The sequence below is a fragment of the Nocardia araoensis NBRC 100135 genome (assembly GCF_000308435.1).
GTDB lineage: Bacteria > Actinomycetota > Actinomycetes > Mycobacteriales > Mycobacteriaceae > Nocardia > Nocardia araoensis.
Map to the genome: position 1 here is coordinate 110,043 of NZ_BAFR01000174.1, position 19,280 is coordinate 129,322.

At 70.7% G+C, this 19,280-nt stretch carries 3 protein-coding genes (1 of these 3 only partly in view); all 3 read right to left on the minus strand.

The window, feature by feature from the left end:
• Nucleotides 1-17,411: the 5' portion of a non-ribosomal peptide synthase/polyketide synthase gene (locus tag ON21_RS24560; protein WP_039801275.1), read on the minus strand. 26,254 nt of this gene lie to the left of the window's left edge; 17,411 of the gene's 43,665 nt are visible here — the first part of the coding sequence; its start codon is at nt 17,409-17,411; its stop codon lies off the left edge, out of view.
• A gap of 583 nt (nt 17,412-17,994) precedes the next feature.
• On the minus strand, nt 17,995-18,762 hold the full coding sequence (gene cobM, locus ON21_RS24565) for a precorrin-4 C(11)-methyltransferase (RefSeq protein ID WP_039801277.1): 768 nt from the start codon (nt 18,760-18,762) through the stop codon (nt 17,995-17,997).
• A 58-nt stretch (nt 18,763-18,820) separates the two neighbouring features.
• On the minus strand, nt 18,821-19,246 hold the full coding sequence (locus ON21_RS24570) for a PPOX class F420-dependent oxidoreductase (protein WP_039801279.1): 426 nt from the start codon (nt 19,244-19,246) through the stop codon (nt 18,821-18,823).
• Nucleotides 19,247-19,280 lie beyond the last annotated feature (34 nt).

Below are 19,280 nucleotides of genomic sequence, written 5' to 3' on the forward strand. Positions count from 1 at the left end.
GCGGTGGACTCGTCGAACAGCTCGGTCGCGTAGGTGAGCGCCAAAGCCATGGCGCCGGAACCGGTTTCACCGCGCTCGGCGAGGGTGAACTGCAGGTCGAAGCGCGCGACGTTCTCTTCCAGGTCCAGCGCGGACACCGAGAGGCCGGGCAGTTCCAGGGTGGTGCGCTCCAGGTTCTGGAACGCCAGCATCACCTGGAACAGCGGGTTGCGGGCCTGCGAGCGCTCCGGCGCGAGCAGTTCCACCAGTCGCTCGAACGGCACGTCGGCGTTGCCGTAGGCGTCCAGGTCGGTGCGGCGCACCCGGTCGAGCAGGCCGGCGAACGACTCGCCCGGCTCGATGCCCGTGCGCAGCACCAGCGTGTTGACGAACATGCCGACCAGGTCGTCGAGCGCGGCCTCGCCGCGGCCCGCGACCGGGGTGCCGACCGCGACGTCGTCGCTGCCGGACAACCGCGCGAGCAGCACCGCCAGCGCGCCGTGCATGACCATGAACAGCGACGCGCCGCGCTGCCGCGCGACCTCCTCCAGCGCGGCGACCAGGTCACCGGACAGCTCGCGGTGCAGCGTCGCGCCGCGGTGCGAGGCGACCGCCGGACGCGGCCGGTCGGTGGGCAGGGCCAGCTCGTCGGGGATGTCGTCGAGCGCGCGCCGCCAGTAGGCGACCTGCTTCGCCAGCAGCGAGTCGGGATCGTCCTCGGACCCGAGGATCTCCCGCTGCCAGACCGCGAAGTCGGCGTACTGCACCGCCAGCGGGGCCCAGCCGGGAGCGCTACCGGTGCTCCGCGCGGTGTAGGCGGCCATCACGTCGCGGGTCAACGGCCCCATCGAGAAACCGTCGGCCGCGATGTGGTGCACCACCACGACGAGCACGTGCTCGTCCGGGCCGGCCGCGTACAGCCGGGTGCGCAACGGAACCTCTTCGGCCACATCGAATCCGTTGGTGACGAACTCGGTCACCGTCTCGATCAGCCGCGCCGGGTCCACCGCCACGGGGTGCAGATCCAGGGCGATGTCCTCGGCGGGCACGATCACCTGAACCGGGGTGCCGCCGTGCTCGGGGTAGCGGGTGCGCAGCGATTCGTGCCTGCGCACCACGTCGGCCACGGCCAGCCGCAGCGCTTCGACGTCCAGCGCGCCGGTGAGCCGGATGGCGATCGGCAGGTTGTAGGCCGCCGAGGAGGTGTCGTACTTGTTCAGGAACCACATGCGCTGCTGCGCGAACGACAGCGGCACCAGTTCGCCTGCCGCCCGCTCGCGGGCGACCAGCCGGGCGCGGGCCGCGCCGTCGGCGTGCGATTCCACCCGCGCGGCGAGCGCTTCGACCGTCGATGCCTCGAACAGGGTGCGCACCGCGACGGTCGTGCCCAGCGCCGCGCCGATGCGCGCGACCACCCTGGTCGCGATCAGCGAGTTGCCGCCCAGGTCGAAGAAGTCGTCGTCCACGCCGACCCGCTCCAGGCCGAGCACGTCGGCGAACACCGCCGCCACGGTCTCCTGTACGGGGGTGACCGGCGCGCGGAAGGCGCGCGAGGTCGCCGTCGGGGCGGGCAGCGCGCGGCGGTCCAGCTTCCCGTTGACGGTCAGCGGGATCCATTCCAGCCGCACCACGGCCGAGGGCACCATGTAGGCGGGCAGCTGCGCGGCCGCGCCGTCGCGCACCGCGTCCAGCGCGGGCTCGGCATCCGGCTCGGACACCACGTAGGCGACGATCCGCTGATCGCCGGGCTGGTCCTCGCGCACGATGACCGCCGCCTGGGCGATACCGGGCTGGGCCAGGATCGCGGACTCGATCTCGCCGAGCTCGATGCGGAAACCGCGCACCTTCACCTGGTCGTCGGCGCGGCCCAGGTACTCGAGCTCGCCGAAGCGGTTCCAGCGGGCCAGGTCGCCGGAGCGATACAGCCGTCCGCCCGGCGCGTCGCCCATCGGGTCGGCGACGAAACGGGTCGCCGACAGATCCGGGCGTCCGAGGTAGCCGCGGGCCAATTGCGGGCCCGCCACGTACATCTCACCCGCGACGCCGACCGGCACCGGGCGCAGCCTGCTGTCGAGGACGTACACCCGCAGACCGGCGATGGCGCGGCCGACCACGCTGCCGGAGGCGGCGGCGATGGTCGCGGCGTCCAGCGCGCGGTAGGACACGTGCACCGTGGTCTCGGTGATGCCGTACATGTTGACCAGCAGCGGCCCGGCGGAGGCGCCGGTGCCGTCGCCGTGGCGCGCCACCCAGTCCGACAGCCTGCGCAGCTCCAGCGCCTCACCGCCGAACACCACATACCGCAGCGCCAGCGGCGCGGCGTCGGGCGCGGCGTTCCGGTCGGCCTCGGCCAGCTGGTAGAACGCCGACGGGGTCTGGTTGAGCACCGTGACCCGCTCGGCGCGCAGCAGTTCCAGGAACTGCTCCGGCGAGCGCGAGGTGTAGTAGTCGACCACCACGAGGGTGCCGCCGAACAGCAGCGGACCCCACAGCTCCCACACCGAGAAGTCGAAGGCGTAGCTGTGGAACAGCGTCCACACGTCCTCGGGGCCGAAACCGAAGTCCCGGTCGGTGTTCGCGAACAGCCGCACCACGTTGCGGTGCGCGACCGCGACGCCCTTGGGGCGGCCGGTCGAGCCGGAGGTGTAGATCACGTACGCGATGTTGTCCGGCGTGAGCGCGGAGTTGCGGTCGGCGTTGGTGATCGGGGCGTCGTCGGCGTCCTCGACGTTGCCGGTCTCCACCGCGAATCCGTCGAGCACGACCGACGGCAGTCCGGCGGGCACCTCGACCTGCACCGTGGAGTCGAGCACCACGCTGGTCGGCCGGGAATCGGCGAGCACGTAGGCGATGCGCTCGGCCGGGTAGGTCGGGTCCACCGGCACGTAACCCGCGCCGGTCTTCACCACGGCCAGCAGCGCGACCACCAGGTCCAGCGACCGCGGCAGGATCACCGCGACCAGTGTCTCCGGCCCGGCGCCGTCGCTGATCAGCCTGCGCGCCAGCACATTCGCGCGCCGGTCCAGCTCGGCGTAGGTCAGCGTCTCCACGCCGAAGCGGGCCGCGACGCGGTGCGGATGCGCGGCCACGGCCGCGTCGAACAGCCCGACCAGGGTGATGTCCGGATCGGCGAACAGGCCCGCGACGCTCTCGGAGCCCGACGACACCCAGCGCTGCGAGACGTCCAGCCGCTCGCCCTCGCCGAGCAGATCGATGTCGCCGATGGCGACCTGCGGATCCTCGGCGACACCGCGCAGGATGCGCACGAAACGATCAGCGAACGCGGCCACCGTCTCCGGATCGAACAACTCGGTGGCGTAGTTCCACGACAGCGTCAACCCGCCGTCGGCGGCCTCGCCCACGGTGAGCTGCACGTCGAATTTCGCGGTGCCCGGGTCGAACTCGACCGCGGCGACCTCGAGGCCGCCGGGCAGCGCGACCGCGCCGAGAGCGGCCGCGGAGGCCGCCTCGAAGGTCAGCGCGACCTGGAACAGCGGGTGATGCGCCTGCGAACGCGCCGGGCTGAGTACGTCCACCAGCCGCTCGAACGGCACGTCGGCGTTGGCGAACGCGGCCAGATCGGTGCGGCGTACCTGCTCGAGCAGCTCGTCGAAGGCCGCGCCCGGTTCCACCTGGCTGCGCAGCACGAGCGTGTTGACGAACATGCCGACCACGTCGTCGAGCGCGCGTTCACCGCGGCCCGCGATCGGCGTGCCGATCGCGACATCGGTGCTGCCCGACAACCGGCCCGCCCACACCGCCAGCGCGGCGTGCACCACCATGAACAGCGTCACGCCGCGGGCGCGCGCCAGCTCGGCCAGCGCCTCGTGCACCTGCGCGTCGACCGAGAAGTCGTGCGTGCCACCGGCGTTCGAGGCCACCTCCGGCCGGGGCCGGTCGGCGGGCAGCTCGATCTGATCGGGCAGGTCACGCAGCTGCTCGGTCCAGTAGGCGATCTGCCGGGCCGCGACGGACTCGGCGTCGTCCTCGGCGCCGAGCACCTCGCGCTGCCACAGCGCGTAGTCGGCGTACTGCACCTCGAGCGGAGCCCAGGACGGCACCTCGCCGCGAGCGCGCTCGGTGTAGGCGAGCACCACGTCACGCAGCAACGGCCGCAGCGAGAAACCGTCCGCGCTGATGTGATGCAGCACCAGCACCGCGACATGCTCGGTCGCCGACAGCGACAGCAGACTCGCCCGGAACCCGATCTCGGCGGTCACGTCGAAGCCGACGCTCGCCAGCTCGACGATCCGCGCGGGCAGCTCGTCCGCGGCGACGGGCTCGGCGACCAGATCGAAGCCGACCTCACCGACCGGCAGCACGCGCTGGTAACCGGTGCCCTCCACCTCGGGGTAGATCGTGCGCAGCGCCTCGTGCCGCGCGAGCACGTCACCGATGGCCGCGCCCAGCGCGGCGACATCCAGCGCGCCGCTCAGCCGCAGCGCCACCGGGATGTTGTTGACCGCGGTGCGGTTGTCGAACCGGTTGAGGAACCACATCCGCTGCTGAGCCAGCGACAGCGGCACCAACTCCGGCCGCTCCCGCGCCACCAGCGGCGTCCGGCCGCCCTCGCCGGCAGCCGATTCCACCTTCGCGGCCAACGCGACCACGGTCGACGCCTCGAACAGCGTGCGCACCGGGACCTGCGTGTCCAGCGCCTCACCCAGCCGCGCCGCCACCTGCGTGGCGACCAGCGAGTTGCCGCCCAGCTCGAAGAAGTCGTCATCCAGGCCGACCCGCTCCACACCGAGCACCTCGGCGAAGGTCTCGGCCACGATCTCCTGCACCGGCGTGGCGGGCGCACGGAACACCTTGGCCTCGAACACCGGCTCCGGCAGCGCCCTGCGATCGAGCTTGCCCGAAGCGTTCAACGGGAACTCGTCCAGCACCACGTAGGCCGCGGGCACCATGTACCCCGGCAGCCGCGCGCCGAGTTCGGCCTTGACCGACTCGACGTCCACCACCCGGTCCGGATCCGTCACCAGGTACGCGACCAGCTGATCACCGGTCCGCTCATCGGCGCGGACGACGACCACAGCCTGCGCCACCGACTCCAGCGCCGTCAGCGCCGACTCGATCTCGCCCAGCTCGATGCGCAGACCACGCACCTTCACCTGGAAGTCGGTGCGGCCCAGGTACTCCAGCTCGCCGTCTTCGGTCCAGGCCACCAGGTCACCGGTGCGGTACATCCGCTCGGCGACGCCGAACGGATTGGCCACGAAGCGCTCGGTGGTCAGATCGGGGCGGCCCACGTAACCGTGCGCCAGCTGCGCGCCCGCGAGGTACAGCTCACCGGGCACGCCGACCGGAACCGGCCGCAGCCGCGAATCCAGCACGTAGACCTGGGTGTTGAACACCGGAGCGCCGATCGGCACCGACACCGTGTCGGCCTCGGTCACCTCGTGGAAGGTGACGTCGACCGCGGCTTCCGTCGGACCGTACAGGTTGTGCAGCCGCGCGCCGGTCAGCTCGCGCAACTTCTGCGCGGTCACCGCGGGCAGCGCCTCACCGGACGCGAAAACGTTTCGCAGGCTGGTGCATTCGGCCGCGCGCTCCTCGGCGACGAACACCGACAGCATCGACGGCACGAAGTGCACCGTGGTGACCTGCTCGTCGACGATCAGCCGCGCCAAGTACGCGGGATCGCGATGACCGTCCGGCTTGGCCACCACCAGGCGCGCGCCGACCTGCAACGGCCAGAAGAACTCCCACACCGACACGTCGAACGTCGCGGGCGTCTTCTGCAACACCACGTCGTAGGCCGCCAGGCCGTACTCGGCGTGCATCCACACCAGACGGTTGACGATCGCGGCGTGCGAGACAGCGACACCTTTCGGGCGGCCGGTCGAACCGGACGTGAAGATCACGTACGCGGTGTTGGCCGGACGCAGCGGCTTGTGCCGGTCGGCGTCGGTCAGCGGCCCGTCGGGGAACTCCGACAGGTCGAGCTGATCGATGCGCACCTGCCGGGAGACGGTGGTCTCCAGGTCGGAACCGGAGGTCAGCACGCACACCGGGCGCGCGGTCTCGAGGATGTAGTCGATGCGCTCGGCCGGATGATCCGGATCCAGCGGCACGTACGCGCCGCCCGCGGCGTTCACCGCGTACATGCCGACCACCAGGTCGATCGAGCGGCGCATGCCGAGGGCCACATACGATTCCGGCCCGACGCCGTTGACCTTGAGCCAGCGCGCCAGGCGGTGCACCCTGCGGGCGAACTCGGCGTAGGACAGACTCGTCCCCTCGAACGTCACCGCGGGACTGTCCGGAGTGCGCGCGACCTGCGCCTCGAACAGCGAGACCAGGGTCGCGGCGGCGTCGCCGACCGGCGAGGTGAGCGCGGCGTCGACCGGGAATTCGGTGGCGTTCCACCGCTCGATCACCAAGGCCCGCTCGGCGTCGTCGAGCAGGTCGATGTCGCCGACGGTGACCGACGGATCGGCGGCGATGCCGTGCAGCACGCGCACGAAGCGCTCGGCGAACGTGCCGGCGAACGCCCCGTCGAACAGGTCGGTGGCGTAGACGAGTTCGGCGTCCATCGCCGTCTCGGCGCCGGGGACCTCGCTGAGCGTCAGCTGCAGGTCGAACTTCGCGGTCGGCTGGTCGATGCCCAGCTCGGAGACGGTGAGGCCGGGCAGTTCCAGCGCGGTGCGCCCGAGGTTCTGGAACGACAGCATCACCTGGAACAGCGGGTGACGCGCCTGCGAGCGCGCCGGGTTGAGCACCTCGACCAGTCGCTCGAACGGCACGTCCGCGTGCGCGAACGCCTGCAGGTCGCGCTCGCGGACCCGGGCGAGCAGATCGGCGAACGGCTCGGCGGTGTCCACTTCGGCGCGCAGCACCAGAGTGTTGACGAACATGCCGACCAGATCGTCGAGCGCCTGCTCGCCACGACCGGCGACCGGGATGCCGATGGCGATGTCCTCGGAGCCGCTCAACCGCGCCAGCAGGGCGGCGAAGGCGCCGTGCACCACCATGAACAACGTGCTGCCGTGCGTCTGCGCGACCCGGTTCAGGTCCTCGATCAGCTCGCCCGGCACACGGAACCGGTAGGTGCCCGCACCGTAGGAGGCGACCGCGGGCCGCGGGCGACCGGCGAGGCGCAGTTCGTCCGGCAGCCCGGCCAGCGTCTCGCGCCAGTAGTCGAGCTGCTCGGAGATCAGCGAGGTCGGATCGTCCTCGGAGCCGAGCGTGTCGCGCTGCCACAGCGCGAAGTCGACGTACTGGACCGCCAGGGGCGGCCAGCCTGGCTCGGCCGCGGAGGTGCGCGCCACGTAGGCGGTCATCAGGTCGCGCACCAGCGGACGCATGGAGAAGCCATCGGCGGCGATGTGGTGCACCACCACGACCAGCACGTAGTCGTCCGGGGCGAGCCGGTAGGCGCGCAGGCGCACCGGCGGCTGGGTGGTCACGTCGAAGCCGCGCTCGACGAACTCGTAGAGCACACCCAGCAGCTGCCCCTCGGCCACCTCGACCACGTCCAGCTCGGGGATGGCCCTCGTGGCGTTGAGCACCCGCTGGTAGGCCACGCCGTCGCGGGACGGGTAGATGGTGCGCAGCGATTCGTGGCGCCCGACCACGTCGGCGATCGCGCCGCGCAGCGCGTCCAGATCCAGCGCGCCTTCCAGCCGCACCGCGGCCGGGATGTTGTTCGCGGCGGAATCGGCGTCGAAGCGGTTGAGGAACCACATCCGCTGCTGCGCCAGCGACAGCGGCGGGTGCTCGGGACGCACCTGTGCCGTGAGCGCTTGGTGCGCACCGCTTCCCGCGTGCGACTCGATCCGCGCGGCGAGCGCGCCCACGGTCGGGGCCTCGAACAGCACGCGCACGCCGACCTCGGTGTTCAGCGCCGCGCTGACCCTGGCGACCACCTGGGTGGCCACCAGCGAGTTGCCGCCGAGCTCGAAGAAGTCGTCGTCCACGCCGACGCGCGGCACGCCGAGCAGGTCGGCGAAGATCTCCGCGACGATCTCCTCGATCGGGGTCGATGCAGCGCGGAACACCCTGGCCTCGAACACCGGAGCAGGCAGCGCCCTGCGGTCCAGCTTGCCGGAGGCGTTCACCGGGAAGGCGTCCAGCACGACCAGCGCGGCCGGGACCATGTAGCCGGGCAGCGCCGCGGCCAGCGCGGTCTTCACCTCGTCGATGTCCACCGCCACATACGGTTCGCAGACCAGGTAGCCCACGAGCTGATCGCCCGCGTGCGCGTCGGAGCGCAGCACGACCACCGCCTGCGCGATTCCCGGCTGCGCCAGCAGCGCGGCCTCGATCTCGCCCAGCTCGATACGCAGACCGCGCAGCTTCACCTGGAAGTCGGTGCGGCCCAAGTAGTCCAGCTCGCCGTCCGGCGTCCAGGCCACCAGGTCACCGGTGCGGTACATCCGGTCGCCCGGCGCGCCGTACGGGTTGGCCACGAACCGGTCGGCGGTCAGGTCCGAGCGGCCCAGGTAGCCGAGCGCCAGCTGTTCGCCCGCCAGATACAGCTCACCCGCGACACCCGGCGCGACTGGGTGCAGACGGCTGTCGAGCACGAACACGCGGGTGTTCCACACCGGGCGTCCGATCGGCACCGAGACCACATCGGCCTCGGTCGCCTCGTGATAGGTCACGTCGACCGCGGCCTCGGTCGGGCCGTACAAGTTGTGCAGCCGTGCGCCGGTCAGCTCGCGCAGACGCTGCGCCGTCTGCGCGGGCAGCGCCTCACCGGAGGCGAAGACCTGCCGCAGCCGCGGCGCGGGCAGCCCGTCGCCGTTCTCGTTGCCCAGCGTGGAGACGAAGACCGAGAGCATGGACGGCACGAAATGCGCCGTGGTGATCTGCTTCTCGGCGATGATCTGGGACAGGTACACCGGATCGCGGTGCCCGTCCGGACGCGCGACGACCAGCCTGGCGCCGGTCTGCAACGGCCAGAAGAACTCCCACACCGACACGTCGAACGTCGCGGGCGTCTTCTGCAACACCGCGTCGTCGCGACCGATCGGGTACTCGTGCTGCATCCACAGCAGCCGGTTCACGATCGCGGCGTGGCTGACCGCCACACCCTTCGGGCGTCCGGTCGAGCCGGAGGTGAAGATCACGTACGCGGTGTTCTCCGGCCGCAGCGGGCGCGTGCGCTCCGCGTCGGTGATCGGCGCGCCGCTGGTCTCCGCGAAACCGGGCACGCCCTCGATGCCCTCGATCGACAGCGCGGTCACCGCGGGCTGCGGGTCGAGGCCGAATCCGTCCGCCGAGCGGTACAGGATCATCCGCGGCCGCGCGGTCTCGATGATGTAGTTGACCCGGTCGGCGGGCTGATCCGGGTCCAGCGGCACGTAGGCCGCGCCGGTCTGCACCACCGCGTACATCGCGACGACCAACTCGGTGGAACGCCGCAGCGCCAGCGCCACCAGCGATTCCGGGCCCACGCCCGCGCCGATCAGCTGGCGGGCGATGCGGTTGGCCCGTTCCTGGAACTGGCGGTAGGTCAGCCGCTCGCCTTCGAAGTCCAGCGCGATCGCGTCCGGCGTCGCCGCCGCCTGCGCGTCGAACAGCGACACCAGCGTCGCGACCTGGTCCACCGGGTGCCCGGTGTCGTTCCAGTCGATCAACACCCGCGCGCGTTCCTCGGACGCGAGCAGGTCGATGTCGCCGATCGGGACGTCCGGGTCGACGGTCACGGCCGCGAGGATGCGGTCGAGGCGCCGGGCGAACGCGGCGACGGTCGGCTCGTCGAAAAGGTCCAGCGCGTAGGAGAACTCGGCCGACATGCCCGCCGAGTCGCCGTGGTCGTCCTGCGTCTCCGACAGGGTCAGCTGCAGGTCGAACTTGGCCAGCCGGGCGTCGTAGTCGATGCCGTTGACCGAGAGACCGGGCAGTTCCAGGCTGGCCTGCCGGGTGTTCTGGAAGGTCAGCATGACTTGGAACAGCGGGTGGCGCGCCTGCGAGCGCGCCGGGTTGAGCACCTCGACCAGCCGCTCGAACGGCACGTCCGCGTGCGCGAACGCGTGCAGGTCGGTCTCGCGGGCGCGGGCGAGCAGGTCGGCGAAGCTCATCGCGCCGTCCACCTCGGTGCGCAGCACCAGGGTGTTGACGAACATGCCGATCAGGTCGTCCAGCGCGGCCTCACCGCGACCGGCGACCGGGGTGCCGATGGCGATATCGCTGGTGCCGCTGGCGCGGGCGAGCAGTACCGCCAGCGCGCTGTGCAGCACCATGAACAGCGACGCGTTGTGCCTGCGGCCCAGCTCGATCAGGGCGCGCTGGGTCTCGCCGGAGATCACGAACGGGTAGGTGCCGCCGCGGTAGGACGCGACGGCGGGGCGCGGCCGGTCCGACGGCAGCGTCAATTCGTCGGGCAGATCGGCCAGTTCGCGCGTCCAGTAACGGATCTGGTTGGCGATCAGCGAACTCGGGTCGTCCTCGGAGCCGAGCACCTCGCGCTGCCACAGCGCGTAGTCGGCGTACTGCACCGGCAGCGCCGACCACGCGGGCGCCTCCCACGACGTGCGCGCGGCGTAGGCCACCATGACGTCGCGCGCCAGCGGGCCCATCGACCAGCCGTCGGCCGAGATGTGGTGCACCACCATGCCGAGCACGTACTCGGTCTCGCTGATCTCGAACAGCCTGGCGTGCAGCGGCACTTCGCTGGTCACGTCGAACGCCATCGACGCCAGCTCGACCAGGTGGTCGATCAGGTTGTGCTCGGTCACCGGCACCGGGGTCAGGTCCGGCACGATCTGCGCCGCGTCCAGCACCACCTGCACCGGGCCGGTCTTGGTCTCCGGGAACACCGTCCGCAGCGACTCGTGCCGGTCGATCACGTCGATGACCGCGACCTGCAACGCGGCGATGTCCAGATCACCGGACAGCCGGATCGCGACCGGGATGTTGTTCACCGCCGAGGAGGTGTCGAACCGGTTGAGGAACCACATGCGCTGCTGCGCCAGCGACAACGGCACCTGCTCCGGACGCTGCCTGGCCACCAGCGCCTTGCGCGCGCCGTCACCGGCGTGCGACTCCACCCGCGCGGCCAGCGCCTCGACCGTGGACGCCTCGAACAGCATGCGCACCGGCACCCTGGTGTCCAGCGCGATGCCGAGGCGGGAGGCCACCTGGGTGGCGATCAGCGAGTTGCCGCCCAGCTCGAAGAAGTCGTCGTCCACGCCGACGCGGGAGATGCCGAGCACCTCGCCGAAGATCTGCGCGACGATCTCCTCGATCGGCGTTGTCGGAGCGCGGAATTCGCGCACTTCGAACACCGGGGCGGGCAGCGCCTTGCGGTCCAGCTTGCCGGAGGCGTTCAGCGGGAACGCCTCGAGCACCATGATCGCCGACGGCACCATGTACGCGGGCAGCGTGCGGTGCAGCGCGTTCCTGATGCTGTCCAGGTCGACCGGGCCGCCGCCGGTCACCACGTAGGCGACCAGCTGGTCGCCCGCGACGGTGTCCATGACCAGCACCACGGCCTGGGTGACGGCCGGGTGGTCGAGCAGGGCGGTCTCGATCTCGCCGAGCTCGATGCGCTGACCGCGGAACTTCACCTGGAAGTCGGTGCGGCCGATGTACTCCAGCACGCCCGCGCTGCCCACCTCGGGATCGCGCGGCCGCACCCAGCGCACCAGGTCGCCGGTGCGGTACAGGCGGGAACCGGGCGGGCCGAACGGGTCGGCGACGAAGCGCTCGGCGGACAGGTCGGGGCGACCGTGGTAGCCGCGAGCGGTCTGCACGCCGCCGAGGTACAGCTCGCCGGGCACGCCGACCGGAACCGGGGCGAGGCCCTCGTCCAGCACGTAGGTCTGCGCGTTCCACACCGGGCGGCCGATCGGCACCGACGTGGGCGCGACCTCGTTGAGCTGCCAGGCGGTGGCGTGCACGGTGAACTCGGTCGGACCGTACAGGTTGTGCACAGCGGCGGTGGAGAACTGCCGGAACGCGGTGACCGTCGCAGGCGGCAGCGCCTCACCGGCGACGAGAACCGCACGCAGCGAGGCGCATTCGGCGGTGTCCGCGGAGCCGGCGAACACCGAGAGCATGGACGGCACGAACGAGGTCATGGTGACCCGGTGCCGTCCGATGATCTCCGACAGGTAGATCGGATCGCGGTGGCCGTCCGGCGCGGCGATCAGCATGCGGGCGCCGACGGCCAGGGTGCCGAACAGCTCCCACACCGACACGTCGAAGGTGACCGGCGTCTTCTGCAGGATCACATCGGACGGGCCGATGCGGTATTCGGCGGTGATCCAGGCGATCTGGTTGACCACCGACGCGTGGCTGACCGCGACGCCCTTGGGGCGGCCGGTGGAGCCGGAGGTGTAGAGCACGTACGCGGTGTTCGCGGGCCGCAGCGGGGCGCGACGCTCGGCGTCGGTGACCGGCCCCTCGTCGAACTCGCCGAGATCCAGGGTGTCCAGCGTCAGCACCGGGATGTCCGCGGCGGTGACGTTGTCCGCGGTGGTGGTGAGCACGCACACCGGCGACGAGCTGTCGAGCACGTACTCGGTGCGCTCGGCCGGGTGATCGGGGTCGATCGGCACGTAGCCGCCGCCCGCGGTCAGCGTGGCGTAGATCGCCACCAGCATGTCCACCGACCGGCGGATGCCGACCGCGACCAGCTGCTCCGGGCCGACGCCCGCGTCGATCAGCTTGCGCGCCAAGCGATTCACCCGCGCGGAGAACTCGGCGTAGGTCAGCTCGACCGGTGCGCCGAACTCCTCCGCGCCGCGCGTGCCGCCGTCGAACACCACGGCGGGGTCATCAGGCCTGCCCCGCACCTGCTCCTCGAACAGCTCTAGCAGGGTGGCCGCGGGCACCTCGTGTCGAGTGTGGTTCCACTCGGTCAGCACCCGGGCGCGCTCGGCCTCGTCGAGGATCTCGATGTCGCGCACCGTGGTCTCCGGCGCGGCCACGGCGGCTTCCAGCACGCGCAGGTAGCGGCGGCCGAATTCGGCGACGGTGGAAGCGTCGAACAGGTCGGTGGCGAAGGAGATGACCGCGCCCATGCCCGCGGGCTCGCCGTTCGCGCCGCGTTCCTCGGTGACCGTCCACTGTAGGTCGAATTTCGCGATGTCGACCTCGAGCTCGTCGGCGGTCACCGAGAGCCCGGGCAGTTCCAGGGTCGCGTGCGACATCTCCTGGAACGACAGCATCACCTGGAACAGCGGGTGGCGCGCCTGCGAGCGGGTCGGGTTGAGCACCTCGACCAGGCGCTCGAACGGCACGTCCGCGAAGGCGAAGGCGGCCAGGTCGGTTTCCCTGGTGCGGCCGAGGAATTCGGCGAACGACTCGCTGCCGTCCACCTCCGAGCGCAGCACGAGGGTGTTGACGAACATGCCGATCAGGTCGTCGAGCGCCTGCTCGCCGCGCCCGGCGACCGGAGTGCCGATCGCGATGTCGCTGGTGCCGGACAACCGGGCCAGCAGCACGGCCAGCGAGGCGTGCATGACCATGAACAGGCTGACGCCCTGCGCGCGGGCCAGCGCGACCAGCCGCCGGTGCAATTCGGCGTCGATGTCGAAGCTCACCCGGCTGCCGTGGAAGCTCTGCACCGGCGGACGCGGGCGGTCCGCGGGCAGGTCGAGCTGATCCGGCAGGCCCGCCAGCGCCCTGCGCCAGTAGGCGATCTCGCGCGCCGCCATGGACGCGGGATCGGATTCCGCGCCGAGCAGCTCGCGCTGCCAGACGCTGAAGTCCTGGTACTGCACCGGCAGCGGAGCCCAGCTCGGCGCCTCGCCCGCGGCGCGGGACAGGTACGCGGCGGCCACGTCGCGCGCCAGCGGTCCGAAGGAGAAGCCGTCGGCCGCGATGTGGTGCACGACGAACGCCACCGCGTAGTCGCCCGCGCCGTTGCCGCGCCCGCCGGTGACCGCGAAGACCCGAACCCGGATCGGCAGCTCGGTGGAGACGTCGAAGCCGCGCGCGGCGAATTCGGCCAGCGCGCCGTGCAATTCGGCCTCGTCGATCGGCTGCACCTCGATGCCGAGATCGACCTGGTCGACCGGGAGCACCTGCTGGTAGCCGCCGTCGCCGGACTCGGGGAAGATCGTGCGCAGCGACTGCTGCCGCTCGACCACGTCCAGCAGCGCCGACTGCAACGCCGCCAGGTCCACCTGGCCGCGCAACCGCACCACGAACGGCAGGTTGTAGGTCGGCACGGTCGGGTCGAACTGGTTGATGAACCACATGCGCTGCTGCGCAAGCGACAGCGGAACCCGCTCCGGCAGCTTCTGGGCCACCAGCGGCGGACGCGATTCACCCACGGGCGCGGCGTTTTCCGCGCGCGCCGCGATTCCGGCGACGGTCGGGGTCTCGAACAGCGCGCGCACCCCGATCTGGGTGCCGAACGCGGCGCCGATGCGCGCCACCACCTGGGTGGCGACCAGCGAGTTGCCGCCCAGATCGAAGAAGTTGTCGTCGATGCCGACGCGCTCCTGGCTGAGCACGTCGGCGAAGATGCCCGCCACGATCTGCTCGGCCTGGGTGCGCGGCGCGCGGAAATCGCCTGCGTCGGCGCTGAACACCGGCTCCGGCAGGGCCTTTCGGTCCAGCTTGCCGCTGGTGTTGAGCGGGAAGGCGTCCAGCACCATGATCGACGCGGGCACCATGTAGCTGGGCAGCTGCTCGGCGGCGAACCTGGTCAGCTCCACCGGCTCGACGGTGTGGCCGGGCGCGGGAACGACGTAGGCCACCAGCTGCTGACCGGTAGCGGTGTCCACCACCAGCACCACGGCCTGGCTGACCGCGGGGTGGGCGAGCAGATCGGTCTCGATCTCGCCCAGCTCGATGCGCTGACCGCGGAACTTCACCTGGAAGTCGGTGCGGCCGATGTATTCCAGCGTGCCCGACTCGTTCCAGCGCACGAGGTCACCGGTGCGGTACATCCGCTCGCCCGTGCTCGACAGCGGGTTGGCGACGAAGCGATCCGAGGTCAGGTCGGGCCGGCCGCGGTAGCCGCGCGCCAGCTGACGCCCGCCGAGGTACAGCTCACCCGGCGCGCCGATCGCGGCCGGGCGCAGCCGCGAATCCAGCACGTAGACCTGGACATTCCACTCCGGGATACCGATCGGCACGGTCACCGTATCGGCGGCCGTCGCCTCCCAGTAGGTCACCGAGACCGCGGCCTCGGTCGGGCCGTACAGGTTGTGCAGCCCCGCGTCGGTGATCGCGCGGAAGCCCGCGGCGGTCTCCGGCGGCAGCGCCTCACCGATCACGAAAACCGCACGCAGCGTGGCACATTGGGCCTGCGTGGCGTGCGCGACGAACACCGTCAGCATGGACGGGACGAAGTCGGTCACGGTGACCCCGTGCCGGGAGATCGTCTCCGCCACGTACAGCGGGTCGCGGTGCCCGTCCGGCGACGCGATGACCAGCTTCGCGCCCACCATCAGCGGCAGGAAGTAGCCCCACAGCGACACGTCGAACGTGGTCGCGGTCTTCTGCAGATACACGTCCGCCGCGGTCAGCCGGTACTCGTCGAGCATCCACAGCTGCTGGTTGACGATCGCGTGATGGGTGACCGCCACGCCCTTGGGACGGCCGGTCGAACCCGAGGTGTAGATGACGTAGGCGGTGTTGTCCGGGCGCAGCGGCGCAAGGCGATCGGCGTCGGTCACCGGATCGGCGGAGTACGCCGAGGTGTCCAGGGTGTCGATCTCCACCCGCCGCACCGCCTGCGGCAACTCCAGCTCGTCGGCCGAGTGCGTCAGCACGCACACCGGCGCGGCGCTGTCGAGGATGTAGGCGGTGCGCTCGGCCGGATGATCCGGATCGATCGGCACGTACGCGCCACCGGCCTTCAGCACCGCGTGCATGCCGATCACCAGCTCCAGCGAGCGGCGCATCCCCAGCGCGACCAGCGACTCCGGGCCGACACCGTCGGCGATCAGGAAACGGGCCAGCCGGTTGACCCGCGCGTCGAACTCCGCGTAGGTGAGCGTCGCGCCCTCGAAATCGAGCGCGATGTTGTCGGGGGTCCGCGCCATCTGCGCGTCCAGCAGCGCCGCGAGCGTGGTCTCCGGAACCTCCTGCTCGGAGTCGTTCCACTCCAGCAGCGTCCGCTCGCGCTCCTCGGCGGTGGTGACCGGAAGGCCCCACACCGCCTCGTCCACCCCGGCGGCGAGGAAGCGATCGAAGAACTCCAGGAAGCGGCCGTGATGGCGGCGCGCCTCGTCCTCGGTGTAGAGGTTGGGGTTGGTCTCGAAGTCGATGTGCGACCGCGTGCCAGCGACCGACTGGTAGAAGTTGACGCCCAGATCCTCGATGCTGCCGGTGGACAGCACGCTGAGCTGACCGACCATCGGGCCCAGCACGATCTCGTTCTGGAACAGCATGATGTTGACCCACGGCCCGAAGAACTCCGTGGTCACCACACCGTCACCCGCCGCGTCGCGGCGGATGTCCTCGTGCCGGTACCGCTGGTGCCGCAACGCGCCGGACACCTCGACCGCCACTTGCTTGAGCAGCTCCGACACCGTCGTGTCGTGGCCGACGTGCAGCCGCAGCGGCACGATGTTCGACGACACGCCGCCCGAGCGGCGCATCGCGGCGGTGGTGCGCGCGGTCACCGGCAGGCTCAGAATGACGTCCTCGACGCCGTTCCACTGCGCCAGGTACGCGGCGAAACCCGCCAGCAGCAGACCGGCGGGCGAGGAATCGTGCCGCGCGACCGCCGCGTCCAGCAGACTGTTCTGCTCCTCCGACAGCGCGGCGCTCACGATGCCGTTGATCGCCGCGGGCGGCGCGGAACGGCCGGTCAGGCTGGTGCCTTCCTCCAGGCCCTCGACCCGCTGCGCCCAGTACTCCTTGTCGGAGGTGAAGCGGGAGCTCTCCCGGTAGGCGATCTCCTGCTCGTACAGCGTGTGCAGGTCGGTCGCCTTGGAAACAGCCGGTTCGGTGCCGTTGACGTAGGCGGTGTAGAGCTCGGCGATGCGGTTGAGGTTGGTCATCGCGCCGAAGCCGTCGAGCGCGATGTGGTGGGCGCGGGAGTACCAGTACCAGTGGTCGTCGGCCAGCTGCAGCGCCGCGACCTTGATCAATCGGTCGTTCAGCAGGTCGAAGGGACGGCTGTACTCGGCGCGCATCCACGCCATCGCGGCGGCGGCCGGATCGGCCTCGCCGCGCAGATCGACGTAGACGACCTTGTCGTAATCGGCGATCGAGCGGTCGATGAACTGCAGCGGCTCGCCATCACGCTCGACGATCCGCAGGAACCCGGAACCCAGCTCGTGCGAGGCGTCGATACTGGCCTGCTCGAGCACATCGACATCCAGCTCGCCGTGCAGGTCGACGTACTGCGCGATCGTGACCGGCACCTGCGGGTCGACGTGCTGCGCGTACCAGATGCCCAGCTGAGCGGGAGACAACGGGAACGCACCCGACAGGTCGGGTGCTACCCCAGACCCAGCGTGTGCCCGTTCGCCACCAGTTTCGCCGTTTCCGCCGAAATCCAGCCGGTCCAACCGTAACCTCGCTTCCGGAACACCACGCAAGCGCTCCCCGACCACACCCAGAGGGGGCGCGCACCTGTTCGAGCGTGGCGCCTGCGTCTCCGGGTTGAGTTCTCACATCAAATCAGGCAAAAAATGTTCATTTGAACTATCTGTCCAACAGGCCGGGCTTGTTACATGGGCTCGACCGTGCCCAGAACCCACCGACCGGCTCCGCCGGGACCTTCTTTGCGAATCACCGGATCAATCTACCGTCGCCCCCGGCAGCCGACCAACCATCGGTCATAGCCGACGAACATCAACGCTGGCAGACGCGTCTTAAGAGGTTTGCCATGAGGATGTTGTGGTTCTCACATGAGTCACCGGCGCACCATTCCGGGAATTTCGGACCGGTGGAGGCGGGCGCCTATTGCAGCTGCCGTCACCGGATGAGAGCAGAGCGGACCAAGATCACCGCAGCTCGGCACGACACTACATGTTGCGCGGACCGCGCCCGCCGAGCCGAGCTTGCCGCGACCGCGCTGCCCGCTGAGCAGGCTGCCCAACGACCGTCCTGCCCAACCGACCGGGGCAGGCGGGTGGCCGCAGTCGGCGGCTACTCGCGCGATGCGGCCGCCGATTCGCGCACGCGCGCCGGGTCGTAGAGGTGGGATTGCGCGCACGACAGCGCGGGCGTGAGCGCGCGGCCCACCAGGATCACCGCCGCCTGCCGCAGCCCGGCTGCCTCGACCTGGTCGGCGATGTCGTTCAGGGTGCCGCGCAGCACCAGTTGCTCGGGCTGGCTGGCGCGGTAGACGACGGCCACCGGGCAATCCGGCCCGTAGTCGGCGGACAGTTCGGCGGCCAAGGCGCGGACGCGGGTGATCGCCAGGTGCAGCGCGAGCGTGGCCCCGGTGGCGGCGAAGTTCGCCAGCGCTTCGGACTCGGGCATCGCGGTGGAGCGGGCCTGCGTGCGGGTCAGCACGACCGACTGCACCAGCTCCGGCACGGTCAGCTCCGCGCCGAGCACCGCCGCCGCGGCGGCATAGGCGGGCACGCCCGGTGTGACGTCCCACGGCACCCCGTGCGCGTCCAGCCTGCGGGTCTGCTCGGTCAGCGCCGAATACAACGACGGGTCGCCCGAGCACAGGCGGGCCACGTCCTTCCCCGCGGAGGTGGCGCGCACCAAACGCTCGGTGATCTGGTCGAGATCCAAGTGCTGCGTATCGATCAGCTCGGCGTCCGGTGCGCAGTACGCCAGCACGTCGGGATCCAGATAGGTCCCCGCGTACAGACACACCGGCGACGCGCGCAGCAACTCGACCGCCCGCACCGTCAACAAATCGGCCGCACCCGGCCCGGCCCCGATGAAGTGCACGGTCATGCGCGCGAGTGTATTGACCGCCGGACATCACTCGTTCGGCGACCGAGCGCCGGGGTGCTCAGGCGGTGGCGTCGAAGTGGGCGATCACCTTGTCCGGGCGGAGGCGGACGACGAGTTCGCCGGGTACACCGTTGCGCTTGCCGAATTCCTCGGCGCGGTCGGCGCCCATGTAGCGGCCGGCGATCTCCGTAGCGGTGCGCAGCAGCTCGTCCGGGTCCTCCGAGAGTGTCACCGAGCCCCGCAGCTGGACCGACGCGTAGGGCGGCTCCTCCAGGTCGACGCACACCGAGACGCGCCCGTCTCTGGCGAACGCCTTGCCCTTCGCAGTGGACTTGCCGGTGTTGAAGACCAGCTCGTCGCCGTCGACGATGAACCACACCGGCGTCACCATCGGCCTGCCGTCGGCTGCCACGAACGCCACCTTGCCGGTGCGGGTGCCATGGGTGAGAAACTCGCGCACTTCGGGATCGGAAAGAGAGGCCATCTGCTCACCCTAGATCTCGCACTCGCTCGGCAGG